This window comes from Pseudobacillus wudalianchiensis (assembly GCF_001685015.1).
Lineage (GTDB): Bacteria > Bacillota > Bacilli > Bacillales > Domibacillaceae > Pseudobacillus > Pseudobacillus wudalianchiensis.
Map to the genome: position 1 here is coordinate 246,556 of NZ_MAYT01000012.1, position 25,701 is coordinate 272,256.

At 43.0% G+C, this 25,701-nt stretch carries 23 protein-coding genes and 1 pseudogene; 13 read left to right on the top strand and 11 right to left on the bottom strand.

The genetic code is table 11. The features are described from left to right. Positions 1 to 12 precede the first annotated feature (12 nt). The 3 genes from A8F95_RS09030 to A8F95_RS09040 form a co-directional block, all read right to left on the bottom strand. On the bottom strand, positions 13 to 2,364 hold the full coding sequence (locus A8F95_RS09030) for an S-layer homology domain-containing protein (protein WP_065410205.1): 2,352 nt from the start codon (positions 2,362 to 2,364) through the stop codon (positions 13 to 15). Positions 2,365 to 2,383: 19 nt separating this feature from the next. Then, entirely contained in the window at positions 2,384 to 3,823 is a 1,440-nt protein-coding gene (locus A8F95_RS09035) for an S-layer homology domain-containing protein (RefSeq protein ID WP_077247292.1), read from the bottom strand. Positions 3,824 to 3,898: 75 nt separating this feature from the next. Next, entirely contained in the window at positions 3,899 to 5,308 is a 1,410-nt protein-coding gene (locus tag A8F95_RS09040) for a hypothetical protein (RefSeq protein WP_065410206.1), read from the bottom strand. 410 nt (positions 5,309 to 5,718) lie between these two features. Here A8F95_RS09040 and A8F95_RS09045 point away from each other — a divergent pair, with 410 nt between their 5' ends. After that, entirely contained in the window at positions 5,719 to 6,366 is a 648-nt protein-coding gene (locus A8F95_RS09045) for a Bax inhibitor-1/YccA family protein (RefSeq protein ID WP_065410207.1), read from the top strand. Positions 6,367 to 6,426: 60 nt separating this feature from the next. On the opposite strand, the gene A8F95_RS09050 is transcribed toward A8F95_RS09045, so the two are convergent. Next, the gene (locus tag A8F95_RS09050) at positions 6,427 to 6,825 is read right to left on the bottom strand and encodes a hypothetical protein (RefSeq protein ID WP_065410457.1); all 399 of its coding nucleotides are present in this window, start codon (positions 6,823 to 6,825) and stop codon (positions 6,427 to 6,429) included. A 436-nt stretch (positions 6,826 to 7,261) separates the two neighbouring features. Here A8F95_RS09050 and A8F95_RS09055 point away from each other — a divergent pair, with 436 nt between their 5' ends. The 7 genes from A8F95_RS09055 (at position 7,262) to A8F95_RS09085 (ending at position 13,974) form a co-directional block, all read left to right on the top strand. Next, positions 7,262 to 7,690 carry a MarR family winged helix-turn-helix transcriptional regulator gene (locus tag A8F95_RS09055; protein WP_245671215.1) on the top strand — a complete coding sequence of 143 codons (429 nt, stop codon included), beginning with the start codon at positions 7,262 to 7,264 and terminating at the stop codon, positions 7,688 to 7,690. A gap of 11 nt (positions 7,691 to 7,701) precedes the next feature. Beyond that, complete coding sequence (locus A8F95_RS09060) at positions 7,702 to 8,910, top strand: MFS transporter (protein WP_065410209.1); 1,209 nt, start codon at positions 7,702 to 7,704, stop codon at positions 8,908 to 8,910. Positions 8,911 to 9,551: 641 nt separating this feature from the next. Then, on the top strand, positions 9,552 to 9,752 hold the full coding sequence (locus tag A8F95_RS09065) for a DUF3311 domain-containing protein (protein WP_049665126.1): 201 nt from the start codon (positions 9,552 to 9,554) through the stop codon (positions 9,750 to 9,752). Beyond that, entirely contained in the window at positions 9,749 to 11,230 is a 1,482-nt protein-coding gene (locus A8F95_RS09070) for a sodium:solute symporter family protein (RefSeq protein WP_065410210.1), read from the top strand. Before A8F95_RS09065 ends, A8F95_RS09070 begins: the two co-directional genes overlap by 4 nt. Beyond that, entirely contained in the window at positions 11,227 to 12,417 is a 1,191-nt protein-coding gene (locus A8F95_RS09075) for a M20 metallopeptidase family protein (protein WP_065410211.1), read from the top strand. The genes A8F95_RS09070 and A8F95_RS09075 overlap by 4 nt, the downstream gene beginning before the upstream one ends. A gap of 66 nt (positions 12,418 to 12,483) precedes the next feature. Next, complete coding sequence (locus A8F95_RS09080; RefSeq protein WP_245671216.1) at positions 12,484 to 13,569, top strand: LysR family transcriptional regulator; 1,086 nt, start codon at positions 12,484 to 12,486, stop codon at positions 13,567 to 13,569. 117 nt (positions 13,570 to 13,686) lie between these two features. Beyond that, the gene (locus tag A8F95_RS09085) at positions 13,687 to 13,974 is read left to right on the top strand and encodes a DUF4282 domain-containing protein (protein ID WP_065410212.1); all 288 of its coding nucleotides are present in this window, start codon (positions 13,687 to 13,689) and stop codon (positions 13,972 to 13,974) included. 72 nt (positions 13,975 to 14,046) lie between these two features. Here A8F95_RS09085 and A8F95_RS09090 read toward each other — a convergent pair whose 3' ends face one another. Then, a complete protein-coding gene (locus A8F95_RS09090) occupies positions 14,047 to 15,354 on the bottom strand; it encodes a globin-coupled sensor protein (RefSeq protein WP_065410213.1) in 1,308 nt (435 codons plus the stop codon). Positions 15,355 to 15,518: 164 nt separating this feature from the next. Between A8F95_RS09090 and A8F95_RS09095 the strand changes: the two genes are divergently transcribed. Beyond that, positions 15,519 to 16,517 carry an EAL domain-containing protein gene (locus A8F95_RS09095; protein ID WP_065410214.1) on the top strand — a complete coding sequence of 333 codons (999 nt, stop codon included), beginning with the start codon at positions 15,519 to 15,521 and terminating at the stop codon, positions 16,515 to 16,517. Here A8F95_RS09095 and A8F95_RS09100 read toward each other — a convergent pair. After that, complete coding sequence (locus A8F95_RS09100; RefSeq protein WP_245671217.1) at positions 16,510 to 16,959, bottom strand: hypothetical protein; 450 nt, start codon at positions 16,957 to 16,959, stop codon at positions 16,510 to 16,512. The genes A8F95_RS09095 and A8F95_RS09100 overlap by 8 nt on opposite strands. Positions 16,960 to 17,135: 176 nt before the next feature. Between A8F95_RS09100 and A8F95_RS09105 the strand changes: the two genes are divergently transcribed. After that, complete coding sequence (locus tag A8F95_RS09105; protein WP_065410215.1) at positions 17,136 to 18,053, top strand: MerR family transcriptional regulator; 918 nt, start codon at positions 17,136 to 17,138, stop codon at positions 18,051 to 18,053. Positions 18,054 to 18,085: 32 nt separating this feature from the next. Here the strand turns inward: A8F95_RS09105 and A8F95_RS09110 are convergent, their stop codons facing one another. Beyond that, positions 18,086 to 18,565, bottom strand: coding sequence for a sigma-70 family RNA polymerase sigma factor (locus A8F95_RS09110; RefSeq protein ID WP_065410216.1), 480 nt, complete (start codon positions 18,563 to 18,565; stop codon positions 18,086 to 18,088). Between the two features lie 281 nt (positions 18,566 to 18,846). Next, positions 18,847 to 19,311, bottom strand: coding sequence for a competence protein ComK (locus A8F95_RS09115; RefSeq protein ID WP_065410217.1), 465 nt, complete (start codon positions 19,309 to 19,311; stop codon positions 18,847 to 18,849). A gap of 360 nt (positions 19,312 to 19,671) precedes the next feature. Between A8F95_RS09115 and A8F95_RS23030 the strand changes: the two are divergent. Both A8F95_RS23030 and A8F95_RS09120 read left to right on the top strand, forming a co-directional pair. Further along, positions 19,672 to 19,788 (top strand): annotated as a pseudogene (locus A8F95_RS23030) (sulfite exporter TauE/SafE family protein); the annotation flags it as partial. 182 nt (positions 19,789 to 19,970) lie between these two features. Then, positions 19,971 to 20,771: a YwqG family protein gene (locus A8F95_RS09120; protein WP_065410218.1), complete on the top strand. Its 801-nt coding sequence runs from the start codon at positions 19,971 to 19,973 to the stop codon at positions 20,769 to 20,771. Positions 20,772 to 20,809: 38 nt separating this feature from the next. Here A8F95_RS09120 and A8F95_RS09125 read toward each other — a convergent pair whose 3' ends face one another. Both A8F95_RS09125 and speE read right to left on the bottom strand, forming a co-directional pair. Beyond that, positions 20,810 to 21,367 (bottom strand): O-acetyl-ADP-ribose deacetylase, encoded by a 558-nt coding sequence (locus A8F95_RS09125; RefSeq protein ID WP_065410219.1) that lies wholly within the window; start codon positions 21,365 to 21,367, stop codon positions 20,810 to 20,812. Between the two features lie 257 nt (positions 21,368 to 21,624). Beyond that, a complete protein-coding gene (gene speE, locus A8F95_RS09130; RefSeq protein ID WP_425414984.1) occupies positions 21,625 to 22,485 on the bottom strand; it encodes a polyamine aminopropyltransferase in 861 nt (286 codons plus the stop codon). A 353-nt stretch (positions 22,486 to 22,838) separates the two neighbouring features. Between speE and A8F95_RS09135 the strand changes: the two genes are divergently transcribed. Continuing rightward, positions 22,839 to 24,245, top strand: coding sequence for a purine-cytosine permease family protein (locus A8F95_RS09135; RefSeq protein WP_077247293.1), 1,407 nt, complete (start codon positions 22,839 to 22,841; stop codon positions 24,243 to 24,245). Between the two features lie 157 nt (positions 24,246 to 24,402). Here A8F95_RS09135 and A8F95_RS09140 read toward each other — a convergent pair whose 3' ends face one another. Further along, positions 24,403 to 25,677, bottom strand: a complete 1,275-nt coding sequence (locus A8F95_RS09140; RefSeq protein ID WP_065410221.1) for an S-layer homology domain-containing protein — start codon at positions 25,675 to 25,677, stop codon at positions 24,403 to 24,405. Positions 25,678 to 25,701 lie beyond the last annotated feature (24 nt).

The following is a 25,701-nucleotide window of genomic DNA, read 5'->3' on the forward strand; positions in this document are numbered from 1 at the left end:
GAAGGTCTATCCTCATTCGACTCGTGAATTTATCGGGACCTTAACTTGTCCTATTATGCTTCCCTCACTGTTATAAGCAATAAATATACCATCCCGATATAAGCTAAAGTCAGCCACTTCATACATTCCTTTTTTTAATGCAAAGACATTCTGCCCACGAGGAATTAACGTATAGTCAACATAGCCGTTCAATGATTGAAAGCGAACGATGACTTTGGCGACTTCCCCACAGTTTTCATTTGCGAATGTACTCATATAGACGTCTGTATTTGTAAATTCTATTTTTGGAGAAGAAAATACATGGCCGGCATACGCGCAGCTTGGATAGGAAACACCGCAAAAGATGTTATTCAAAATAGATTCATAGGCCATGCCAATTTCAATGTTTTTTTTCACATAGAAATATTGACCGCCAGTTTCGTTCGCTATTTTCTGCAGCAAGGATTCGTTTAAGTCTTTCTTTGGCCCCAGCCCAATCGTATAGATTTTAATGGATTGGTTTCGAGCTTTTTCTATCATACTCAGTACTTGATTTTCATTGGATTTACCGTCCGTTAATAAGATCGCTACTTTAGGGTAAGAAGAAGGATTGGTAAATTGCCCTAATGCTCTTTCTAACCCTTTTGAAATATTCGTTCCACCGGTTTGGGTGACATTGTAAAAGGAATCTTCAATACGATCGGGAGCACCAACTCGGCCTGGCATCCTAAGCAAATAGCCCGATGAACCAAAGGCAACTGGGATGTTCCTTGGTGCATTTAAAGCTAGAGCAAATTCTCTCGTTTTAGATACCCGCAGCCGCTCAGGATCACTTGTTTTCATACTTGCTGAGGAATCAATGATAAAAGCGGCTTCCACATCCTGTCTCGGACAGCTGGTATTGATGTTAATCCCTGGATCATAAACAATTTCACTACTATGGCTTTTGCCAAGAACCGATCCGATTTCTGTTGCATAACGAGGATCGGTTTGAATAAGTTGGGCAGAAATGTCATCTGTCACAGGATAGGACGTCGAAAGGGCTCTTACTGTAGTGCTTGCTATACCATTTGAAAAGCTCACTTCCTGGTTGGATAAATAAGCACCGTTTGCTGACTTGAAACGCACCCGGCCGTTAAAGTCGGTGATCGCCTGGCCGCCGGGACGAACAATAGTGGCAGTGACACGGGTTGTGCTTACTCCATCGGCTGGTAACATTTTGCTAGCGGTTTCTACCCGAAGCTCTGCTTGAGGCTCATAAGTTAGTGGTATATTAACCGGCTCTCTATAACAAGCAGTACTAATATTGCTTGGGGTCTCCTGGTATGGGCTGATTTTAAAAGAAATAGTATCTGTTTGCGTGCGGTTCGCTGCCGGAGCCTTCACTTTAATGGTCAGTTCAGGCCCATCCGTCTCTGCCAAAACCTCAGTACTAGTATTTTTAAAAGCAGTCGTCTCCTTTTGCTCATCTCCATGCATATAAAACAGCCGGTCGTCGCCTGTCGAGATGGCTCCTCCTTTTGAAGAAGCGTAAAAATACAGGGACTCATCGTATGGAATAGGATTTCCATAACAGTCTTTCAGCTTTAACGTGATCAATGTGGAGTCAACTCCATTAGCAATCAGCGTACTCTTTTCAACCTCAAGATCTTCCAGCCGAGAGTCAGCAGGCTTAGGAGAAGGGGAAGTCTGTCCGTTATCCTTGGAGGGAGGAAAGTCAATAACCTCATCACCAAAGAAGTGTAGGGGCAGACTAACTTGATCATCGTCCCTTCCTATGGCTGAAGAGCTTAATCCAATCATCCCGCACTGACCGTGTTTCGACAGGCGATAGAAAAATGCGGCTGCTTCTGCACGGGTTAATGAGCGATCGACGCTGTAGTCATTATAATCTTTCTTACCGGTCATTCCGCTCGATAAATTTTCTTTATACATATATTGAACAGCATGTGGCTGCGTTAAGTCAAAGCCCTCAAAGGCTGCGACAATTCGGGCTACTTGACCTCGCGCGATCGGCTTGTCACGAAGTGTCCGATCGGAATAGCCTTTAAGCGGGAGGTTTTTGCTTTTAGCATACTGATAACTGGAAGCGGCCCAATGCTTGTCAGAAGCTGTTGGCAAGCTGCTTGGTTTTTTGCCCGTACAATCATAGCGAATCAGCATTGTAATAAATTCCGCTTCCGTTAAGGAGCGCTGCGGGGCATAAGTTCCGTCCGAATAGCCTTTTACTAATCCTCTTTGGACAGCCCATTCAATGGAAGAGTAGGCCCAATGACTAGCGGGTACATCTTTAAATAAGCTAGCTGCGCTTGCCGGATTCAACAGGCTGGAAAGCAGTAATACCATAATTAGAAGAGAAACAGTCCTTTTAGTGAAAAAAGTCATCTTAGTTCGTCCTTTTTAATTATTGAAAAAACAGCATATCGTCTCGATAGTTTTGTTTTAAGTCTTTTTCAAGGAAGTGAAGAAAACGGGTAATGAGCGCAGAAGCCTGAGCTCTTGTCATCGTTTGGTTAGGGTTAAATCGATTTTTTCCGTCTCCGTATACTAAGCCAATTTCTGTTGCTACGTATACACTATCTTTTGCCCACTTTGGAATGGAATTGTTATCCCCATAGCTCGTTTGATAGCCAGGGGCTGGAGCCCGGCCTTCAAGACCTAACGCACGAACTAGCATTGTCACCGCTTGAGCACGGGTTAAGGGACTTTTTGGCATAAACTTAGTGGAGCTGACTCCGCTTGTTATTCCTTTTTGAACAGCGCGTTCGATATATAGATAGTCTGGATCTTTTGGATCTAAATCAGAAAAAATAGCTTTTTTTGGTTTCTGCTGGTTTTTAGGCTGTTCGAGTACCCGAATGTCTGCTGCTTTTAATACACCAACTGTGAATTGATATCGATTCATCGGCGTATTCGGAGAGAAGAACTGGCTTTTTTCATCAAACACACCAAGCGAATAGAGGCGTTCAATATCGTCTTTAGCCCAATGACCATTTAAATCACGGAATTTCGGCACGATCAAGCGATTAATGACCGGTACCATTTCCTCGCCTACATCAACTGTTCCTTGTTCACTTTTTCTGCCGGCGTTATCATCCATATCGTACGAATACTCACCAATCATATTACGCGAACTGATGATGGCGTGTCCGCCGGTGAAACTAGAGTAAGAAGGATCATGCGGCTCATATTTCAGTTCCTTCGTTTTACTGTCCGACACCTTACTCGTAATAAAGAAGGTACCTTGTTTAGAAGTAATTTCATAATCAATTAATTGTGTTTCCGTTGCGCCCCAAAAATTTTTATACCCAACATTGCGGCCGTTAAATTGAACTGTAATTAGTTCACCGGTGCTTGTTTTGTAAATTTTTCTGCCGACCATATTGCCAGAATAGTAATCAGAGGCCGGACGATTATCGATCACGATCCCTTGAGAAAATTGATAATCATCTAGTGTGTAAGTTACGCCGTTTATGACTATTTTTTCAGAATAGCTTTTAACGGATGTTTGGGCTGTCGTCTGCCCTTTATCTGTCCGCTCTTTCAACTGGGAGGTATATACGACACTGCGCGTTAGCTTGTCTTTTTGATCGTTTGTTAAAGTAAAGCGGTACGTTTTAGTTAGTTGATCCTTTTGTTCCCGCTCCGTTAAGATCATTTTGCCGCTGAATTTTACCGGTTTACCAGATAAAAAGACATATTCTTCATACGTATATTCATTGTTTACACCTCCATTGAAATCGGGAGGGGCGGCCTTAGCTGAAGGGATTATGAGAAAGAAAAAAATAAAAAATGCACCAATAGGCAAGAGCTGTCTCAAAGCATGTATGTGAGCTTTTTTCATGTTGAAGTCCTTTCGTATTTTATTATTTTGGAAGAAAAGGCATGTAAAGCATTGCTTACATGCCACGATTTCCTGCTAGTTAACGAGTAAAATTCGTCCTTTTACACTGGACTCATGAACAAGGTAAAGCCGGTCACCTGGTTTTAGATCTTCTGCCGAAATGACTTTCCCGTCCCGGATAATAGTAGCTTGTTCAATATTCATGTGCTGAATATAACCGGCTGTTACCCAAGCTCCTCTGTACCATTGGCTGACATTGCGGACATTGATAAAGTGAAGATTCGAATTGACTTGTATGCTGTCGATCCGTCCAACCGATATCATTGGAGCGGGTGAACTGTTCCATTTAACTGTATGGATGCCAATGATCGTATTATTGGCAACGTAAAAATAGCCATATTCACCGATGTGGATTGTCAATTCATCCTTCGATATAACGTCCAATGTTGATGGGTGGAAATCTTCAACAGCAGTCGTATCATCACTGAATGAGAAGGTAGGATTGCCTGCATCTTTCCAATAGTTATTAGGCGTCAGCAGCTTTGCTCCCCTTAGGGAAAGCTGATAGCCGTTTACCTTGCTGATCTGTCCAAAATAAAGTGAATGATTGGCCAGGTTCGGACTTTGGAAGCCATCGTTGGTGATATGAATGACGTTAGCGTATTGGCTCGTTTGCTCTCCATCTGTTACGACAAAGGCTGATCCTGGTGCGGCCAAACTATCCGCATCTACTAACCTTCCATTTCGAATGAGAATGGTCCCGCTATGGTAGCGCATTAAACCAGAATCGTTTAGTCTGATTCGTTTGGATACATAATCCACTAGCCGCATCGGTTCATAAAAGGTACGTTCATATTTCTGTTTAATGACCATCTTTTGGATTACTTCTTGGCCAAATTGGCTAACGGTGACGAAATAAACATCGTGGTTTGCATAAAAGCGAAGCCGATCCTTCTTAACCGGTTGATTTCCTATGTAAATAGGTATTTTCGTTGAATAGCTGTAGCTTGTGTTTTTAAAAGGTTTGTCAGGCTGCCATCGCCAGTCTTGAAAAACCTGTTCATTTTTAATCGTAAGCTTGTTGCGAATCGGATCTATCCGATAGATGCTTCCTTTATATAGCCGTTCAATCTTGATTCCTTGTGTATTCACTTCTATTGAACTTATGTAAGGAGTATCATACTCAGAGAATATTAATTTAACCCGGTCACCTTCATATAAAACACTTAAATCCATAAGGGTAGTTCCTTTGAATACTTCTGTTTCATTATGTAAATAGTAGGTTTTCGTGCCTCCGCTATCGAGCCGCACGGAAATGAAAGTCCCTTTTTCATCGATGTCGGTGACAACCCCTGTAATGACACGATCACGGTGCTCAATCTTCCCGGGATAATCGACAGTGCCCGCTGCCATTGCCTGCATTGATCCCAATCCTAAAAACAGCAAAAAAGTAAAAGCAAATAAAAATGGATAGTGCTTATTCACATACGCCGCCTCCGCTTTGAAGTATTTTACCAGTAGTGAAGCCCTACGAAAGTAATAGTTTTATGTGTTTTATATCGACTAAGATTATCCAAATGTTAAGTAATTAATTATATTTACATTGGAGATCATTCCCCCGCCGCTTTAAAACGGCCAGCAGGGATAAAATAAGAGACTAGAGCACCTTGTTACTATTTTCTTGTTATTAGTAAATAGAAATGAATAAAAAGTTATAATGTTTGTTAGATGGATTCGTTTTTTAAGGAAGGATAGTATACTTATATGGTGAGGTTAGCATGAGAAAATAGAGCGCCATTGATCTCTTATTACACAATGTACTTTCTATTTATTTCTTGAAACCTTTTAACCAAAAATCCGTATAGATTGGTAAAAATGAAGGGAGGAGTCATGGAATGTCATCTTATACAATACCTGAAGTATCGAATCATAATCAGATGAATGCGGTTCTGCGAGCGTTTGCGATGTCACTCGGTGTGGCGCTCGTTGGCATGGGAGTAGGTACCGTTGTTCCGCCAGCACTCTTTCTGCCGCTCGCGGTGTTAGAGATTCTTCTATTAGTAGGGGCTTTCTTTTTACGTAAAAGAAAAGCAGTAGGGTACACGTTCTTATATGTATTTACTTTCTTATCTGGAATCACGACCTATCCAATCGTTTCTTATTATTTAATGACATCTGGAGCCCAAGTCGTACTAGGAGCTTTAGCGTCTACGTTCGTTGTCTTCTTTGCCATGGCGGTAGCGGGGACAAAAACGAAAAAAGATTTATCCTTTTTAAGCGGCTTGCTGCTTACTGTTTTATTGGCACTGCTTACCTTGTCGATCATGAACTTATTTTGGCCGTTTTCTTCTACTGCCATGTTCGTTTATTCCATCATTGGAACGGTTCTTTTCTCTCTTTACGTCATGTACGACTTTAACCAAATGAAGCGAATGACGATTACGAGTGATATGGTGCCGCTCTTAGCACTTAATCTGTATTTAGATTTTGTTAACTTGTTCATTAATTTATTGCGTTTAATTGGATTTTTAAGTGAAGATTAAGAACTTAAGGGGTCAGTCTCCCGTCGCTCTAAAGCGGTGGGGGACTGACCCCTCTGTTCGTTAAAAACATTGAAAAGAACGGATTCTGCGCAAGTCTGTTCCAAAATAAACCCAGCGCCAGTTTTGCCAGCGCCAGCCGGCTATGGACGTTCTTCCTACAAATATTGGATAGAACCAGAAGTTTTGGCCATTTTCAAGCCACACGTACGTATAACGGAACAAGCAGCCTCTTATAGCACCAGGGTCAACAGCAAGGGGAGAAATGGCCCCTTGTTGAAGCTGGGGAGTAAAGGCGGGAGGCGGTGAAGACGGCGGACCGCCTGCTTGCTGCCCGCCCCCTGGAACTCCGGGTGGCGGAACTGATGGGATTGATGGGGATGACGGGAAACCTCCAGGCGGTCCGAATATTCCCGGAAACCCTTGACCTTGCAGCCGATCAATGGGGACATCGTACAACATCTCATCCTCAAATAAGAGGTCTTCTTCTATTGGAAAGTGGGAATAGTAATAGGAGTAATCTCTATCATACATTCACTTTTATCTCCTTTCAGAAATATTTCCATTTACTGTATGCGATCAATTGGTTTTCGGTGAGTCGCCTATAGAAAATTAGAAAAGTTCAATGATCCAGCGACACAGGTAGTGAAAGCCGAAAAAGAATGACCGGACAGCGAAGATAAACAGTTCTGGAACAGCGAGAAGCAGATCGATAAAAAGTCAGACAAAAAATAACGTTTGCCCCCTTTCCTTCTTTTTCTTTCCGTTTGAAAGGCATGATCCTCACCTCTTTTTCCAATAACCACCTATTGTGGTAAATGCATATGGAGAACTAGACAAATTTTACTTTCTTTGTTATATTGAATTAGTTACCGAAGCTAACTATTTTTCGTAGGAAGTGATTCTAATTCAAACATTTCAAAAGTTTTTCTATCAATTCTTAATGCTATATCGACCGTTTGAAAATCGGTTAAATATACTTCTTGGCGAACACGGTCTTTATCGAGCGCAATGGACGGTATTATACTATTTAGCTAATTTTGGGCCGTCTACGCCAGTGGAGCTGGCGAACTATCAAAGTGTGGAAAAGCCGACGATGACCCGAACGATTCATCGCTTAAAAGAGCTAGAGTATTTAGAAACGATTCCCACGAAAGATAAGCGTGAAAAGAAAATGCAGTTAACGGCGCTCGGCAAAAAAGTGTATGAGGACGTTCGTGTGTCCATTGATGAATTTGAACAGGACATTTTAGAGGGGATTTCTGAAGAAGAACAGTTGAAGGCGATTCAGATTATGAAAGCCATTCAACAAAATATTTTGAAATAGGAGATGAAAGTGTGAGTAAATCAGGACCAAAATTATGGACGAAGGATTTTATCGTTGTTTCGTCCATTAACTTTTTCTTAACGCTGATTTTTTATTTACTAATGGTGACGATCGCGGTCTATGCGGTCGCTGAATTTCATGCAACGACGAGTGAGGCAGGTCTCGTAACAGGAATTTTCATTATCGGAACCTTAATTGGCCGTTTATTTATCGGCCGGATGATTGATTCAATTGGACGGAAGCGAACATTATTTATCGGTCTCATCTTGTTTACATTAACGACGGCTTTATACTTTGTTAATTTAGGCATTAGCTTTCTGCTTTTAAACCGCTTTGTTCATGGATTGACGTTAGGAATCGCCAGCACAGCAACGGGAACCATTGTCGCGCAAATTATACCGGCAACACGAAAAGGAGAGGGAATCGGCTACTATACGATGAGTGCGACGCTTGCCACAGCAATTGGTCCTTTTATCGGACTATTTATGAGCCAGCACACGACTTTCCCTGTTATCTTTAGTTTTTGTCTGGCACTGGGAATCGTCAGCTTAGCTGTTGCCTTCTTTGTGAATGTCCCGCCGTTCGAATCAACTGTAAAAGCAGCAGACATCAAAGGGTTCAAGCTTTCAAGCTTTGTAGAGCCGAGAGCCTTGCCGATCGCGTTTGTCACGCTGGTTGTTGCTTTCTGCTATTCGAGCGTGTTGTCGTTTATTAATTTTTATGCGATGGAAATCAATCTTGTGGAGGCGGCCAGCTTTTTCTTTATCGTCTATGCTGTAGCCGTGTTAATCTCACGTCCATTCACCGGCCGTTTAATGGATATGAGAGGGGCGAACTATGTGATGTACCCGGCCTTTTTATTGTTCGGCGCAGGGATGCTGTTATTGAGCACGGCAGGGCACGGCTTCGCTTTATTAGCAGCGGGCTTTTTAATCGGTCTTGGCTTCGGAAATATGCAGTCCAGCACGCAGGCGATTGCTGTGAAGCTGACACCGCCGCATCGCATGGGACTTGCGACATCAACATTCTTTATTTTTCTCGATGCCGGTCTTGGCTTTGGGCCTTACGTGCTCGGCCTTGTTATTCCACATACAGGATATAGTGCGTTGTATATGATTCTTGGCATCGCCGTTCTTGCTTTTTCTGTTCTGTACTATTTCTTATACGGCAGAAAGGAAAAAGAATTAAGAGCTGCACTCGAGGCTACAGCGACATTATAAGAGAGTGGCCCAAACCTTGGTTTGGGTCTTAGGCTGTTGACAAACGCTCGCTTTCTTCATTGCTCGTCTGGCTGCGGTGCTCATGACCTTCACGGTCACTCGCGCCTCGAAAGACAAACGTTTTCAATCAGCGTAGGATATTGAAAATAAACTTTGTCTACAATCTGTGACTCAAAGCCCCAAACTTCTGTTTGGGGCTTTTTTTAGTGGCGTAATCGTTTTGTGAGCAGAGTTTTGTCAAATGTGAGCGAACATTTGTCGATTATGATCGCTTTTCTACATTTTATGAGCGAAATACGCAAATTCATGCATAAAATTAGAATAATTATACAAACAATAGAAATCGCTTCTTCCAGTAAGGAGCTAGTTTTATTCACTGACAGTATAAATTTTTTTTATATAAGGTATATAAACCTTCAATGATGAAGAATAAAAAACTATGATACGATTACAGTGTAAGAGGTTTCAAGTTGAAAAACTATTGCGCAATAGTTGTAAGCGGCTACATCCTCAAGCTTTAGATTGATTTTACGGAATATTCCCAACCGTCAGATGCGCCTCTTAAAGGCTAGGTTATGCGTTTTTTATGCATGATATGAATAAAGAAACAATAAATCCATTACTTCGTGGGGAGTGCATTTATGAAACGAATTATCCTGTTATCCATTATCCCTTTTATCGGGTCATTAGGATTATTGCCGTTTGTGGACGAGGTTGATCAATACGTCCTGGGCATGCCATTTATTTTCTTTTGGGTTGTGTTGTGGACCTTGTTAATCAGTGGGTTTTTATGGCTTATCTATCATTTAGATCCTAGGAATATGGAGGATGCAGACAAATGAACAGTGCACTTATCGTGATTTTACTCTTTTTATTGCTGTCCATATTTTTAGGGATTAAAGCGAAAAAGGGCAAGCAGATGGATTTGGACGAGTGGGCAGTAGGGGGCCGGGGTTTTGGTGCTTTCCTGATTTTTATCCTGCTCGCGGGTGAAATGAATACGACATTTACGTTTCTCGGTGGAAGCGGCTGGTCTTATGATAAAGGGGCACCCGCTGCGTACATGATCGTTTATTTGCCGCTTTCGGTTATTATGATGTATTGGATTGCACCGGCGATTTGGAAATACGCGCAATCCAAACAATTAGTGTCCCAGCCAGACTTTTTTGCCAGCAAGTATAACAGTCCATTTTTAGGTGTATTAGTTGCTATTATCGGCGTGATTGCAATGGTGCCGTACCTTGTTTTACAGCTGAAAGGTCTCGGCATTATCGTTTCCGCTGCTTCTTATGGAGCGATTTCACCTTCTCTAGCAGGAATAATCGGCGCTGCCGCTTTAACCATTTATGTGATGGTGTCAGGAATTCACGGTTCGGCGTGGACGGCCGTATTAAAAGATTTTATGATTTTCTTTATCGTTCTTTTCTTAGGGATTTATTTGCCGCTTCATTATTATGGCGGTATCCAGCCAATGTTCGAATCAGTGGAAAAGATGAAGCCGGGCTTTTTTCACTTGCCGGATAAAGGTCTTAGTCTCTCTTGGTTTATTTCCGCTACGCTGCTAAGCGCCATTGGTGGAATGGTTTGGCCGCATTTGTTTAACGCCATTTATTCCTCTGAAAGTTCCAGAGCGATACGAAAAAACACGATTATGCAGCCGATTTATTCGTTGATGCTATTGTTCGTTTTCTTCGTCGGGTTTACAGCGATTGGACAAGTACCGGGGTTAACAGGACCGGATACAGACTTTGCTCTTTTGAAATTGTCGATTAAAACATTTGATCCGTGGTTTGTCGGCTTAATTGGAGCGGCCGGCTTATTAACGGCACTCGTTCCAGGTTCCATGCTCTTGATGGCAACAAGCACCTCGATTTCATTAAATGTGTATAAAGTGATCGTGCCATCCGCAACGGGCCAGCAGGTGACGAAGGTCGCCAAATGCTTGGTGCCAGTGATCGCTTTAGTGGCAACGTATTTCACGGTCAACGGCGGAAGTACCATCGTGACGCTGCTGCTGCTTGGCTATGGATTCATTGCTCAATTATTGCCAGCGCTGCTTTTTAGCTTTTTAAAGAATAACTTTGTGAATAAGTATGGAGCAGTCGCCGGTATGATCGCCGGAGTAGCGGCCGTGATGTATACAACTTTTAATAACTCATCTTTTGGGACGCTTTTCCCTTCATTGCCACAGTTCGTTAAGGATCTGGACATCGGGATCGTCGCTTTAGTATTAAATACAGTCGTTACGGTCATTGTCAGTGTGGCGGCACAAGGCCTAAAGGCGAAAGAAGCCGTGAAAGGAAAGGAGTCTTTATCATGATCGATCAATTAATTGCCAAATTGGAAGGGATTTATCCTGAGATGGTCGCTTTTCGAAGAGACCTTCACATGTATCCCGAAATCTCTTTCCAAGAGGAAATGACACCGAAAAAAATCAGCCGATATTTGAAAGAATTAGGGCTTGATGTACGCACAGAGGTAGGCGGCAGAGGCGTTGTGGGTGTGTTAAAAGGCGGTAAGCCGGGTAAAACGATTGCCTTGCGCGCTGACTTTGATGCCTTGCCAATCCAGGATGAAAAAGAAGTAGAATATAAATCACGTATTCCGGGAGCGATGCACGCTTGCGGCCATGATCTTCACACGGCGGCCTTGCTAGGTGTAGCGAAAGTATTAAGTGAAGTAAAAGAAGACATCAGCGGAACGGTCGTGTTTATTCATCAATTTGCCGAAGAACTGACACCAGGCGGAGCCAGGCCGATGATTGAGGATGGCTGTTTAGACGGCGTGGATGTTATTTATGGGGCACACGTCATGTCCACGATCCCGGTCGGAACGGTGGGCGTCTGTGAAGGCTACGCTTCGACTGCTGCAGATGAATTTGAAATTGTCGTAAAGGGAAAAGGCGGGCACGGCTCTGAACCGCATTTAACGGTTGATCCGCTCGTTGCCGGCTGCCAACTCGTATTAAATTTACAGCAAATCGTCAGCCGGCGTGTTGATCCCTTAAAGTCAGCGGTGCTCACAGTTGGAGCGATCAATTGCGGCAGCGCGCCAAATGTTATTCCGGATGCCGCTGTAATTAAAGGAACCGTGCGCACATTCGATGAAGAAACAAGAACCTTAATCGAGGAAGCGATCGGACAAATAGCAAAATCCACTTGCGATGGAGCGGGTGCTTCCTATGATTACAAATATGACCGAGATGCTCCTTCCATGTGGAACGATCCAGCGGAAACGAAACGCATTGAAGAGGTGGCGATTTCCCTGTTTGGTGAAGAACAGTTGGAACGAATTTCACCGATGATGGGCAGTGAGGACTTCGCTTATTATCAAAAAGAAATTACAGGCACTTACTTTTTTGTCGGCGGCGGAAATCCAGCGATTAAGGCCACATTCCCGCATCATCACCCAAAATTTGATGTGGATGAGGAAGCATTGCTGACGATTGGAAAAGTGTTTATCGCCTCTGTTCTCAATTATTTATCAGATGGCCGCATTCGTCCGTAAAAAATGTGAATAATAAAGAAAAGCCATGCAGAGGAAACAAGTCGGCTGCATGGCTTTTTAGGCTGTATGAACGGAATTTTGTCAAATGTGAGCGGTGTCGGCGAAAATATGAGCGAAGATGTGTCGGATGTGAGCGATACCAATGAAAATATGAGCGAAAGCTTGTCGAATGTGAGCGATCGCCAACAAAATACGCATCCCTCCCAGTGGCTTCCTCTCTTTTTCTCGTGTAAGATGGAACATTATGAAATGAAAAGTGAGTGCGAAAAGATGGAGTTACGAAATTTAAAGACGTTTTTGGCTGTTTCTGAACATCTGAACCTGTCAAAAGCAGCGGAGCAGTTAGGTTACACGCAGCCAACCGTTACAATTCAAATTAAGGCGCTGGAGGAAGAACTGGGCCACACGTTGATTTCTCGTTCAGGCAATAAAACGTTTTTAACACCTGCGGGAGAACTGCTGAAGAAACATGGTGAAAAGGTTTTTGCTCAATTACAAGAGATGAAGCAGGATTTAAATCAACTCGATAAAGTATATGGAAACCTTGTGATTGCGAGCCCGGAGTTTTACTGTTCTCACTATTTATATTTAATTTTAAAAGATTATTTTAAACAATATCCGCAAGTGAATATTAGACTTGTCTCCTGTAATAGTATTGAAGCCGTCAGGATGGTTCATGAAAATAAGGCGGACATTGGCATTGTTGGAGCAGAATATCAGTTATCCGATATTGAATCGATTGTGATTGACAGAGAAGATCTGTTATTTGTCGCCTCTACAGAATTGCTGCAGCGCATAGGAGTGGCTGACGTATTAGAGGAATCCCCTATTTTATTCGACAAGAACTTGGAAGCTCTATCGAAAAAATTATTTGAAGAAATGAACTACTCACCGCCCTCTATTATTGAGTGCAGCAGCGAGGAGACGATTAAGCGGTCGGTTCTGAATCAAATCGGAGTGTGCATCATAGGCTCTGCTATGGTTGAACGAGAAGTAGCGGATGGAACGTTAACGATACTGCATCGTTTTGCCAAAGGGTTAAATACCTCTATCGTATACAAGAAAAGCCGGAAGCAAGAACAGACGATCCAGACATTTTCCGAGCTGGTGAAGGAAAAGTGGGGATCGATCAAGAGATCCACAGAAGAATGAAGAGCGCTCTGCCAACAGGCGGGAGCGCTCTTTTTAAATTTCTTTTCATTTCCAACATAAAAATTCAGCTTGGAAATAACATGGTAAGGAAGACAGACTTTTAGAAAGGAGAGAAAAATGGCAAATTTTCTTTCGTTCGATAAAATGATCACGCCGACGATTATTAAAATTATTTTTTGGGTTGGGGTTGTGATGTCTGTTCTTTCCGGGCTTAGCATGATCATCACAGGCTTCAATTCTTATTACGGCAGCGGCTTTGCTGTATTGACGGGTCTTCTCACAATCGTGCTCGGCCCATTGTTAGTGCGTGTGTATTGCGAACTTCTTATCCTTTTCTTTAAAATGCATGATTCGGTGAAAAACATTGAAAGACACATGCAAGCTGGACAGAGAGAAAAGGAATAATGTAAACAGGCATTTTTTATTCATATCGTAAATGATCCTTCAGGCTTTTGAAGCCTGAAGGATTTTTTATCGTTACAGGGTATTGGCGGTCTTATATAGATTTTCAGCGGTCGTCGCGACTTTCCGAGTATCGCCGCTAATGGACTGGATCACCTGGACCAGCTCCATAACGTCTGCCTCGACTCGATTAATATGTTCGTCGTTTTGATCAATGGATGAAAGAATCTGTTGAAACTTCTTCTGAGTTTGAGCAGAATCCTCCAAGCCGAGAGAGACTTTTTGCTTCACATCCGCTGTTGTATTGACGGCTTGATTCGTGAGGGAGGCGGAGTCATGAACAAGACCGGTAATTTGCTCAACCGACTGCTTTGATTGTTGGGCTAGCTTCCGGACTTCCTGAGCGACAACGGCAAAACCATTCCCATGCACACCCGCTCGTGCTGCTTCAATAGAGGCATTTAGCGCCAATAAATTTGTTTGCTCTGCGATTTGTTTGACCATGGAGATAATATTCGTAATTTGGCTTGAAGACTGCTTCAACTGATGAATGATTTCTCCCATTTGTTCGGAGCTGTCCGCGATGAATTGCATATGGGACTGTACTTGCTTCACCATTTCATATCCGCTCGCTGCGTCTATTTGAATTTGCCGTACACTTTCTACGTTTGAGTGAATACTCTCACTAATGCCGCTTGCATGCAAATCCACCTGTTCAACCGACAAGTTCGTTTCCTCCGCTAGCCCGGCAAGATCTTCACTAATAGAAGAAATTTTATGTTTTAGCTCGGTCTTTACTTTTTCATATTGATTTTCTCTTAATTTCATATTTTCTTTTTCATATTCTTCTAAAACGATTTGCATTTCAAAATTAATCAGCTTGGCAATCGTTATCATCGCCCGCTCGCGCATTTCATAGGAAGCCATTTCCTCATTGACGAGCTGGATGATCACTTCCTGTACTTGTTGAAACGTCCCCATGTACCATTTAGGCTGCAAGCCGACTCTAAAGTGCATCTGGGCCACTTTCATCCGCTTTTGAATAGAAGCTTTATTGAGGTTCCCATCAAACATATCGATAATGTAAGCACTAAGCGTTTGTTTTAAACGATTGACCTCGCTATGCTCCTCGATAATCTGACGAAGCGACGGAACGGCCAGCACTCTGTCATAGAAAACAGACACAATCTCATTAATGCGATTTTTCACAATAGGCTGCAGTGAATGGATAAAAGTTAAGTCACGTTGCGTTAAATGAATTAACTCCATTTGTTTTTGTAATTCAGGATGTGTATATAAATCGATTGTGGGCATAGGTGTGGTCACTGGTTCTGATTTAGCCGGCTCTTCTCGTTTGCTTTTCCATTTAAAGAATGTATTCATCCTTCATCTCTCCCGCTAGGTATCTTTTTCTTATACCATTAATAGCAAAGATCAGTATCTTTGTCAAAAGTTTGTATAATTTTTATTCAAAAACATTGTACAAAAAGTGATCATCCTTTATTCTAGTAAATAAGATGATTATAAAAGCACAGGAGGGATTGTGTATGGTTCAATGTCAGGGGTGTCATCCATTAGAACTTCATTATGAAATTCGTTTTTCAGGAAAGGAAAACCTAAGTTACATTCCCAACATCGTAACTTACCTGGATAAAAATAACTTGTTAGTGAGCCATAAGAAAGAGGTTATCGTCGTAAAAGAATCCGGAGCAGCCGGATTGTATGATTTTTTTGTGGATCATCTGGACGTTCATCAGCTTTCCTTTCGCATCGATCGTCATGAATGGCGGCCGATCCATGAGCTTCCTAGTTTAATGGAGTTTCAATGGATTGATCAAATCATCGCGAAGCAGTCTGTTACGTGCTATATGCAGCCGATTGTAGACGGTGAGGAACAAATCATTGCTTACGAAATGCTATCACGGTTTAAAGGAGAAGCAGGGCAAGTTATTTCTCCAGCTGAAGCTTTTTCGGCGGCAAAAAGTCGTAACCGCACGTATGCGCTCGACCGGATTTGCCGGATGGCCGCTGTCCGTCATGCAGCGAGAATCAAGAAAAAGGTATTCATTAATTTTATCCCTACCTCCATTTATTCACCGGAGCATTGCCTAAAATCCACTGTTCAATTAGCGAATCTGCTCGGAATTGAGCCTTCACAATTTGTCTTTGAAGTAGTAGAAACGGAAAAAGTGGGAGACATGGACCATTTGAGAAGAGTGTTACTGTACTACAAAGAGAAGGGCTTTCATTATGCTTTGGATGATGTGGGAGCAGGCTTTAGTACAGTAGAGGCATTGGAGGAATTAGCGCCCCACTATATGAAGCTAGACATGAAATATGTGCAAGGTATTGCGATGAATCCTTTGAAGCAGCAGGCTGCGAATACGATGCTGCAAGCGGCTTTAAAGGTTGGGGCTGTTCCTCTTGCGGAAGGAGTCGAGGAGCGGGAGGATTTTCATTGGCTTAAAGCGAATGGCTACCAGCTTTTCCAAGGTTATTTATTTGGGAAGCCCGCTCCTGTTCCGGAAATAGTGACTTCTAATTAGACTCTCGTTCTCTTGCAAATAAGCAGCCTAGCATGAAGCCGTAGAGAGCATGCCCTGCCAGCCAATAAAGCAAAGAAGGGATACTCGTTATGGATGGCGTTCGATTAGAAAAAGCTGTCGTAGGAAAAAGCAGCAAGCCAATCAGCAAGCAGGCGATTGTACACCATAAAATCGCGTTTTTACGTAGGGTGACGTGTTGAATGTGGAGAGCAAATGCTAGAGTAATGCTTAATAAAATCGAGATTACAAGGTGAAAAGCAACCTCTATCATTTCGGGAAAATGGTATCGATTGATGATAGGTATATAATCGACATTGAGCAAGAGCGTATAGACCTTTAAATGAGTAGATTGTTCAATCACCTTAAAGAAAATCGCTAAGAAGATGCCTGAAAGTAATCCATACCAGCCGGCTTTTTGGATGCTTCTTCGATTAAGCGTCAACTTGTTCCCTCCTCGTCGCGGTCATTTCCACCTATTCATAGCAAACCAATTGTACAACGTCAAGTAACTGTCCAATCTTTTTTGGATAACATTGTACAATGGATACGGATACGCTATACTAAATTTGTCAAAACATGAAGGCAATCGTTGATCCGTTGCTTAGAAGGAGGAGAACTATGGATCAGTCTAACGCCAACGGAATATATTATATTCAGCAAGTTGCTGAAATTACAGGACTCTCTAAGCAATTGATCCGAAAATGGGAAGAACGGTACGGGCTCATACAGCCGCAAAGATTAGAGAATGGCTATCGGGTCTACAGTGAGAAAGACATCAATACGCTTTTAGCGGTGAAGGAGCTATCCACCCAGGGGCATTCTATTAAGCAGGCGGCTATGATTTTAAAAGACAAAGCGGAGTTGTTCGACAGTGAACCTATGCGTGTACAGGAGCCCGTTTATCGCCGTGAAGAAATGAATGATTACGTTTTACAGCTATTGCAGCAAGGGGCCCGCTGTGATGAGACGGAATTGACGCTCATTTTGCAGCAGGCTTATCATTATCTCGGGTTAGACACCTTTCTCCATTCTGTTATTATTCCTTTTTTAAAAGAGGTCGGCAGCCGCTGGGAGCGCGGAGAATGGGATGAGTACCAGGAGGCTCTTTCAAGTCTAGCGGTGCGGGACTTTTTAGTGCAAATTCGCCGCAGCTATCAGTGTCGAGAAGAAGCGCCTCTTGTAGTAGGAGCTTGTCTTCCTCACGAGCAGCATGAAGTGCCTGTCCATATCTTGCTATTGCAATTTATGATTAGGGGCTGGAAGACGGTATTGGTCGGTGCGTCTCCAGCGCCGGGTTCGATTGAACTGCTCGTAAAAAAGCTGCAGCCAACGAAGGTGCTGCTTTCCGCTACAACGACCATTCCCTTTGAACGGGATCCTCGGCTTTTAGAGCACCTTGATCAGTTTGCGCTCGCGAACCAAAAGGTCGATTTCTATCTCGGGGGAGCCGGTGCCGTTCAGTATGCATCCGGTAAGTCGCTGCAAGCCATCCATGTTGTTCGTTCGATTGAGGAGATAAAAGAATATACTAGTTAAAGCTGGAGAGTGAGCTCCCCAGCTTTTTCTATTTAATGAAACTGGCTTTGTAGTTTGTCCATAGCTTGTTTACGCCATTTTTTCACAGCGGATAAGGAGACCCTTTCCTGATCGGCGATTTCTCGTACGGTCATTTGATGATAGAAGGTGCAGACGAGCCAGTTTTTCTCTTTAGCGGTTAAGCCGGCTGCATAGGAAAGTAAGGTTTCTAATTCAAGGGTTCTTTCCGGCTGTTCGTCTACCTTCACTTCCCAGAAAAGCTCACTCGGATAAACGTGCCGCTCTTCTGACTGATTCACTTTGGTCATCGCTTTTCTCATTTCTCCTTTCATATAGGCATAAGCAAAATTGGAAAATTGGCCTTTGCTGGCGTCAAACCTCTGCTGGGCTTGCCAGAGAGCGATTTTTCCGATTTGGACAAACTCTTCTTGATCTTTATGGATATGCAACGTTTTGATCACATGATGAATCATAGGAGTGAATTGCTGGACTAGTTCATCAAAGCATGTCATGGAATTTTTCCTTTTGGAAGCGCGCCTTCCTCGTATTCCCGGGTCACGTTAAGCATAGCGAGAATCATATTTTAAGAGCGACATGGCAAACGAACAGTTTCTCCCAAGCAAACGAGAAGTTTGACCGGTGGATACGGATTATGTGGCAGGGGCAGACTAATGAAAGGATGTGAATTTGCGGAAAGCATAAAAAAGCTGTCTGACAGCCAGTTGAACACTGGATTTCAGACAGCTTTTCTATACTATATTCCCCCTGTTCTCCTAAAGGACAGGGGGAGATGCTACATCGACATTTTATCGTTTCTGTAGTAGTTCATACAAGTAGCGGTTCGCTCTAGCTGCTGTTTAAATACTTTGAGAGAACAATCAACCGGCAGCTGCAGCCCATTGACAAAGGTGACGATTAGTTGGCCTTTTTTCATTTTGAAGGTACGGACAAGATTAGCAAAAAACCAGCCGCAGCCGTGCTTAGCCGGCGACATGGTGGGGAAGGCATAGATGTCTTCATCGGGGCAAATCAACAGAGGGGTCTTTTTAAAATAGCGGGTCCGTTTGCGCATCGATTTAATTCTGCCGTCATATGTACAAAAACGCTGGAGACAGGCTTCTTCTAGTATTTTCTTGACTGTTTTTTTAGAATAGTAGATTCCCTTTCGATCATAAATAATGGTGTTGTAATCTGGATGGTGTTTTTCGGTAAGAGCCATGGTGTTTAAAGATACATTGTAATCTTCTAAAATGATCATCACTCTCTCCTCCTTTGATTACTTCTACCCTACTATAGCACAATAGATATATTTTACTAGTAACAAATACTCAAATATTGTAAAAAAATATCTTTTTATGCTGTGACTATTTTATTGACCGCAGTTAAATGGGCTTTTTGGCGAAAAAAGCAAAAAAATAAAAATATTTTTATGAAAAATTAACCTTTTTTTACGAAAAAAATTTTGTGAGCTTGTGGAGTAAGGAGAAGGAGAGTTGTTCAGGATAAGAGACAAGCATCTTCTATCTTGAATATGTAAGCACAGAGTCAGCGACAGGGACAAGGTTTGTATAAGTCATTATTCTAACTGGGAGGAAGAGGCATAAATACCACCGTATTTGTCGGTGCTGCAGGAGCATTTTTGCTAATGCTGATTAGGCTCATCGTGCTAAAAATCCCGGCCCGGATGACAATTAGTAGTTCTTTAGCAATTAGCTTCATTTCTTCTATCAGTTCCGTGGGGGCCAGCTAAGCTCGGACAAGTGCTGCTCGTCCTGGCCAAAAAAGAATCAGCCATGGTTGCTAGTTATTAAATTTAGCTCGACATTTTGTAAAACACTTCCTTGCATTCGGAAAAATTTAGGGTATAATATAAGAACATACGTTTGTGTTTATTGATTCAAGGAAGGGGAGTTTTCTGTGTCTACTTATCATAGTCTTAATTTACCGAAAGAACTGGAACCGTATCGTGAGGAATTAGAACAAACGGTAGAGCCGGTAGTAAAGATTACGGGCACTCATGCGCGTACAGGGTTGCTTGAGAGTAAGTTTGGCGGTCAGCCGTATTTGCCTAAAGGGATGGAGCATCCGAAAGATGAGAATGGAGATTATCTGAGTCTGCTCGCTCAAATTAATTTTGCGGAAGTGCCGCCAATCGCGCCTTTTCCAGAGAAGGGGATTTTGCAATTTTATATTGCTGCAGAAGATGACTTGTTAGGAATGGACTTCGAGGATGGAACGAATCAGGAGAATTTCCGCATTCTTTACCATCCGGACGTTACAGAAGAGCCTTCGGAGCTCGTAACGGATTTTAGTTATATGAAGCCATCGGAAGAAGGGTTCTTTCCGGTCGAGCACGAAATTAAGCTGTCTTTTGAGTTAGGAGAAGAACCTATTTCTGAAGGGGATTACCGTATGGAGCAGCTATCCTTTGATTTATACGGAGAAGCGAGTGACGGAACGGAATTAGGAGAAATCTATGCCGAGGCGCTTGGAGCCACTGGTTCAAAAATCGGCGGGTATCCTTTCTTTACCCAAGAAGATCCGCGCAGCTACAGGGAAAAGTATCAAAACCATCAAGTATTATTACTTCAAGTAGACACAGATACAGACCTAGACATCATGTGGGGAGACAGCGGAGTCGGGAACTTCTTTATCACAAAGGAAGATTTGAAGAATCGTAACTTTGCGAATGTCCTGTATAACTGGGATTGCTGTTAATTGAGGGAGACGAGAGGTTATTTAGCCTCTCGTCTTTTTTATTGTTTTTCTAGCAGTTGTTGAAGGGCAGATTCATACACGCGATAATCTTCGGGCGAGAAGAGAGTCATGACGACCTGGCCGAATGAATGGTGTTGCAAAAAGTGAATGATCGTTTTCAAGGCGGTCCTAGCGGCTAGGTCGATCGGGAATCGGTAGACTCCTGTAGAAATAGACGGAAAGGAAATGCTCGTCATACCCTTTTCCTGTGCAAGCTGCAAGGAGTGTTTGTAGCAGTTTGCCAATAGCGCTTCTTCATTTTGTGTATTGCCATGCCAAATGGGTCCGACTGTGTGAATGACATACTTCGCGGGAAGGTTGTAGCCGTTCGTGATTACTGCTTCTCCCGTCGGCAAATCATCTCCACCGAGCACTTCCTCGCGAATTTTCTTGCATTCCGCTACTAATTCTTTGCCAGCCGCACGATGAATGGCTCCGTCTACTCCGCCGCCTCCCAGCAAAGTACCGTTAGCTGCGTTTACAATTGCTTCTGTCGTTTGTTTCGTAATATCCCCTGTTATGAGTTTAAGAGCATTGCTGTTCATACGTACTTCCATCTTTTCACTCCTCTCGTTTCGATTATGAAATAAAAAATAGGTACCCTTCTATAGTAGAGGTACCTGGAGAATGCAGACAAAGTCTATTTTCAATATCTCAGGTTGATTGAACACGCTTGTCTTTCGAGACGCGAAGCCTGGCGAGGAGCAGAGTGACCATGAGGGTCATGAGCACCGCAGCCAGACGAGCAACGAAGAAAGCGAGCGTTTGTCAACAGCCTGTAGGTACCGTTCATAGTAACGGTACCCTGTTTTGTTTACTTTTTATCCTCTAACATAAATTGCGGCAAGGCAAAGCTTGCTTGTAAAATCGCTTTGTTGAAATATTTCGTCGTTTCTTCATAGTTTGGTTGAATAAAAGCTTCATACTTTTTAGAAGCAAGGGTAAAGCTCCAAAGGCCGCCCGGATAAGTAGGAACGACGGCTGTGTATTGTCTTACGTTAGGAAATAACTTATTTAACGATTCGTAAGTATTTTGCATCGTTTCTTTGTAAAAGATCGGTGATTCACTTTGACACACCATCAGTCCATCTTCTTTCAAGGCTTCAAAGACATTTTTATAAAAATCAAACTCGAATAATTGAGTGGCCGGTCCAACTGGGTCAGATGAATCCACGATGATGACATCGAACTCGTTTGTATGTTCCTTCATATATTGAATGCCGTCTGCGAAAAGATAATGAACGCGATCATCCTCTAAGCCAGCGGAAACTCCCTTTAAGTGCTCTTTGCTCGCTTTGACGACAAGCTCATCGATTTCACAAAAATACAGCTCTTCGACAGTCGGATATTTAATGATTTCCCGTGCTGCCCCGCAATCGCCGCCCCCGATAATTAACACCTTTTTCGGATGAGGATGAATGTGCAGCGGGACATGCGCAATCATTTCATTATAAATATATCCGTCTTTCTCGGTCGATTGCACGACGCCATCTAATACTAGCATTCTCCCAAAATCATATGTATCGAGAACCATCACATGCTGGAAAGGGGACTGTTCTACAAAGATGATTTCCTTCACCCGGTAACTCACCTTCAGATTCTCCCGGTCATCCTCCACGAGCCACAGCTCTCCATCTATCTTCTTTATGTATTGGTCAACTTTTTCCTCCTTCATAACCATACCCTCCTACTATTACTTTGATCTCTCTACCGCTCATCTTATCCAATCCCTTGTCTTATGTCTAGAGGGGCAGTTACCGTCAGTGAGAGACCAATCTAAAATGTATCAATATTGAAAGATGAATTGCAGATTTGCAAGAAAAGCAGCTGTTTTCGCCTTTCTTTGGATGGAATAGAAATAGAGAGAAGGTTCTGTTTTGCTCCTAGGTATTAGGATTTAAAAGGGTTCTATAATAAATTTTCTATTTATTTTGAATATTTAATACTTTGGTCTCATACTTGCTTATAGAAAGGTAGCCTCATGGAATGACTTATTATCAAAGTTTATAAGCAAAGGGGGAGTTTTGGATGGTGGAGAGGATGCAAGTAGAAGAGAAAGGAAAGAACAGCCAAGAAGAAAAGAAGGATGACTTTTCGCTGGAGAAAGTGCCTGTAGAAGGGCGGACGATGGGCTGGATGAGCATCACGAACGTGACACTCGGAGTAGCAACAGCCATGCTATTTATTCAAATGGGCAGCTTAATGGCCATCTCATTTGGAGCCGTAAATGCCCTCTTGGCGGAAATTTATGCCACGGTTGTAGCGGGTGTAGTAGGAATAGGGATTTGTTATTATGCTGCTAAATCAGGATTAAACGTGAACTTAATGGCAAGGGGCGGCGGCTTTGGTTATTTCGGGGCTTCGATTACTTCCTTAATTTATGCACTCAATTTTATTATGTATTGTGCAATCGAAGGCTCGATTATGGCCGCAGCTGTCCATGAATATATCTCTTTTGTGCCGATATGGGGGCTAATGGTGTTCTTTGGTTTAATTGTAATTCCATTAAACTGGTTCGGCATTAAGCAGCTCGATAAGCTGCAGAAATGGACATTGCCGCTGTTTGTTCTGTTGCTTGGTTCCGGTTTTTGGATCGTCTCCAGTAAGTCGAATTTCGAAGGGAACATTTGGACGTTTTTACCCGAGGGAGGGGAAATCGGCGGTGCATCCCTGCTGGCTTGTATCGGAATTATGAATGGTCTTGTAGGGATTATGGCGTTACTTGTGTCTGACTACGCACGCTTCATTAAAAAAGAAGAGCTTAAAGTAGGGGTGTTCGCCGTAGGGTTTCTACCACAGCTTGTCTGTTTCTTTATTATGGGGGTCATCGGGATTTGGTTCGGTGTGCAAATGGAGGAAGCTAATCCGGGTGTTTATTTTGTGCAAATTCTTGGCATCGGCGGAGCGCTCTTTACGATTTTGACACAGCTGCGGATCAACATTACCAACTTATACAGCAGTTCGCTATCATTAGCTAACTTTTTTGAAAACGTCTTCAAATTCAAGCCGGGCCGGAATTTTTGGGTCGTCTTTACTTCGATTGCCGCTATTATTTTAATGCTTGGCGGTGTGTTGGATCACTTAGGCAGCTTGCTTACTTTCCAGGGGGTCTTCCTGCTTTCATGGGCCGCCGTGCTCTTGAGTGATGCTTTTATTGTAAAAAGAGTCCTGAAAATGGGTCCTAGATATTTTGAGCATAGACAAGAATATTTATATGCCTGGAATCCGGTTGGCGTCGTCTCTCTCATCGTAGCCAGTGTGATTGGTTCGATTGCTGCTTTCGGCTACATGGGCGTCTTCCTGCAAAATGTCGCTGCCTTTTTCGCAGCCATCATCGCTTTCGTTTTAACGATTGTGATTGCTATCGCCACGAAAGGAAAATATTACAGCAAAAAGGTGGCAGATGATGTAGAGGCGGATGAATATATCGCATAACTCAACTAGCCCGAGGGATTGAAGATAGACTTTGTCTACGTTCTAAGAGCAGGCTTCAAGCCTGCTCTCTTTTTGATGCTTATCAAGAATAGTGACCCATTTATCAGGAATGAACACGATAAAAGCGGCTATCCCCTAAAAAGGAATAGCCGCTTGTTTAGGATGTAAATCTAGCTGCTTCTTTCACCCGGTAAATCGTGATGGCGAATTCTGCTCTTGTGATCGGTTTGTTCGGTTGAAACGTGTTGTTCTGGAAGCCGATCATAAGAGAATTCGAAGTCACAGCACTGATTTCTTCTTTGGCCCAGAAATTGGCCGGTACGTCTTTGAAGTTAACAGATCCCTGAGCTTCTAACTTATAAATAACGGTAAGAAGGCGGGCCATTTGTGCTCTAGTCAACGGCTGGTTCGGGTTAAAGCGCGGGGCTTTTGAAAAGATGCCAGCTTCTGTTAATTGAGCGATCGCTTTGTACGATTTCATGCTTGGTGAAATGTCTTTGAATACTGGTTTCTTTGGTGACTCCGGAAGCCATGGCAGAAGGTTAGCAAAAATAATGGCAGCTTCTGCTCGTGTAATGTTACGCCCCGGCTCGAATGTGCCATTCGGCTTTCCGTTCAGAATGCCAGCTTCTGCTAAGACAAGAATCGCTTGCTGTGCTTGCGGGCTTGCTGGCAGATCACTAAAGTACACACCTGGTTTGTACACTTTAAAGAAAGCGTCGGCCATAACTTGGTAGCCAGCTTCGTTTGGATGAACATCCGCTGGGTTAGGCAAGTAAGAAGCCCCGTTTTTATCAAACTCTTGAACAGAAACAAATAGGTTTCCATTTTGTTTAGCAGCCTGCTCGATTTTTTGGTTTAAAAACAACGTTAGAGTTTTTGCCTGCTCTTTTTCCGTTCCTTCAGCGAAGTGCGGGAAGGCAAAGAAGTAGCCCATTATATAGACTTTTGCCTGTGGGTTTAATTGCTTTAACTGTTTGTTGATCTTGATGAGATTTTCTTGAAGTGCAGCCCATGCTCGTAGCGCTTCTTCTTGATTCACTTCAATTTTGCCTGTAGACGGATTAACTTTCACGACTTTAAATAAGTCGTTGGCACCTGCAGATAACGTAATGACTTCTGCTTGTTTAACAGCTTGCTGAACGTCTGGCAACTGTAAGCCAGCTAGCACATCTGCTGTTGTCGCTCCGCTTTTGGCGTATTCCTTCGTATAAGAGCCGAGCTTTCCTTCTTGCTTCCACTTAGCAGCAATAAAGTCGGCATAGCCTGCGCTGGTTTTGTTCCCGTACGGATCTTGCCCCGCTGCTAGCGAATCGCCAAGAGCGACATAGTCAAGCTTCACTGGCGCTGCTCCAGCTGCTGCCGGCGAGAAAAAAGCCGTAACGAAAAGGACTGTGCTTAACAACAGTGAAATGATTTTCTTCCCCTTCATGAATAACCTCCTAAAAAGATTAAT

Bases quoted from the DNA above. Each gene is read 5' to 3' on its own strand.
- A8F95_RS09075 (WP_065410211.1), top strand. From the start codon at position 11,227: ATGATCGATCAATTAATTGCCAAATTGGAAGGGATTTATCCTGAGATG.
- A8F95_RS09065 (WP_049665126.1), top strand. From the start codon at position 9,552: ATGAAACGAATTATCCTGTTATCCATTATCCCTTTTATCGGGTCATTA.
- A8F95_RS09090 (WP_065410213.1), bottom strand. From the start codon at position 15,354: ATGAATACATTCTTTAAATGGAAAAGCAAACGAGAAGAGCCGGCTAAA.
- A8F95_RS09070 (WP_065410210.1), top strand. From the start codon at position 9,749: ATGAACAGTGCACTTATCGTGATTTTACTCTTTTTATTGCTGTCCATA.
- A8F95_RS09030 (WP_065410205.1), bottom strand. From the start codon at position 2,364: ATGACTTTTTTCACTAAAAGGACTGTTTCTCTTCTAATTATGGTATTA.
- A8F95_RS09140 (WP_065410221.1), bottom strand. From the start codon at position 25,677: ATGAAGGGGAAGAAAATCATTTCACTGTTGTTAAGCACAGTCCTTTTC.
- A8F95_RS09135 (WP_077247293.1), top strand. From the start codon at position 22,839: ATGGTGGAGAGGATGCAAGTAGAAGAGAAAGGAAAGAACAGCCAAGAA.
- A8F95_RS09105 (WP_065410215.1), top strand. From the start codon at position 17,136: ATGGATCAGTCTAACGCCAACGGAATATATTATATTCAGCAAGTTGCT.
- A8F95_RS09115 (WP_065410217.1), bottom strand. From the start codon at position 19,311: ATGATCATTTTAGAAGATTACAATGTATCTTTAAACACCATGGCTCTT.
- A8F95_RS09085 (WP_065410212.1), top strand. From the start codon at position 13,687: ATGGCAAATTTTCTTTCGTTCGATAAAATGATCACGCCGACGATTATT.
- A8F95_RS09080 (WP_245671216.1), top strand. From the start codon at position 12,484: ATGAACGGAATTTTGTCAAATGTGAGCGGTGTCGGCGAAAATATGAGC.
- A8F95_RS09110 (WP_065410216.1), bottom strand. From the start codon at position 18,565: ATGACATGCTTTGATGAACTAGTCCAGCAATTCACTCCTATGATTCAT.
- speE (WP_425414984.1), bottom strand. From the start codon at position 22,485: ATGAAGGAGGAAAAAGTTGACCAATACATAAAGAAGATAGATGGAGAG.
- A8F95_RS09050 (WP_065410457.1), bottom strand. From the start codon at position 6,825: ATGTTGTACGATGTCCCCATTGATCGGCTGCAAGGTCAAGGGTTTCCG.
- A8F95_RS09035 (WP_077247292.1), bottom strand. From the start codon at position 3,823: ATGAAAAAAGCTCACATACATGCTTTGAGACAGCTCTTGCCTATTGGT.
- A8F95_RS09095 (WP_065410214.1), top strand. From the start codon at position 15,519: ATGGTTCAATGTCAGGGGTGTCATCCATTAGAACTTCATTATGAAATT.
- A8F95_RS09045 (WP_065410207.1), top strand. From the start codon at position 5,719: ATGTCATCTTATACAATACCTGAAGTATCGAATCATAATCAGATGAAT.
- A8F95_RS09125 (WP_065410219.1), bottom strand. From the start codon at position 21,367: ATGGAAGTACGTATGAACAGCAATGCTCTTAAACTCATAACAGGGGAT.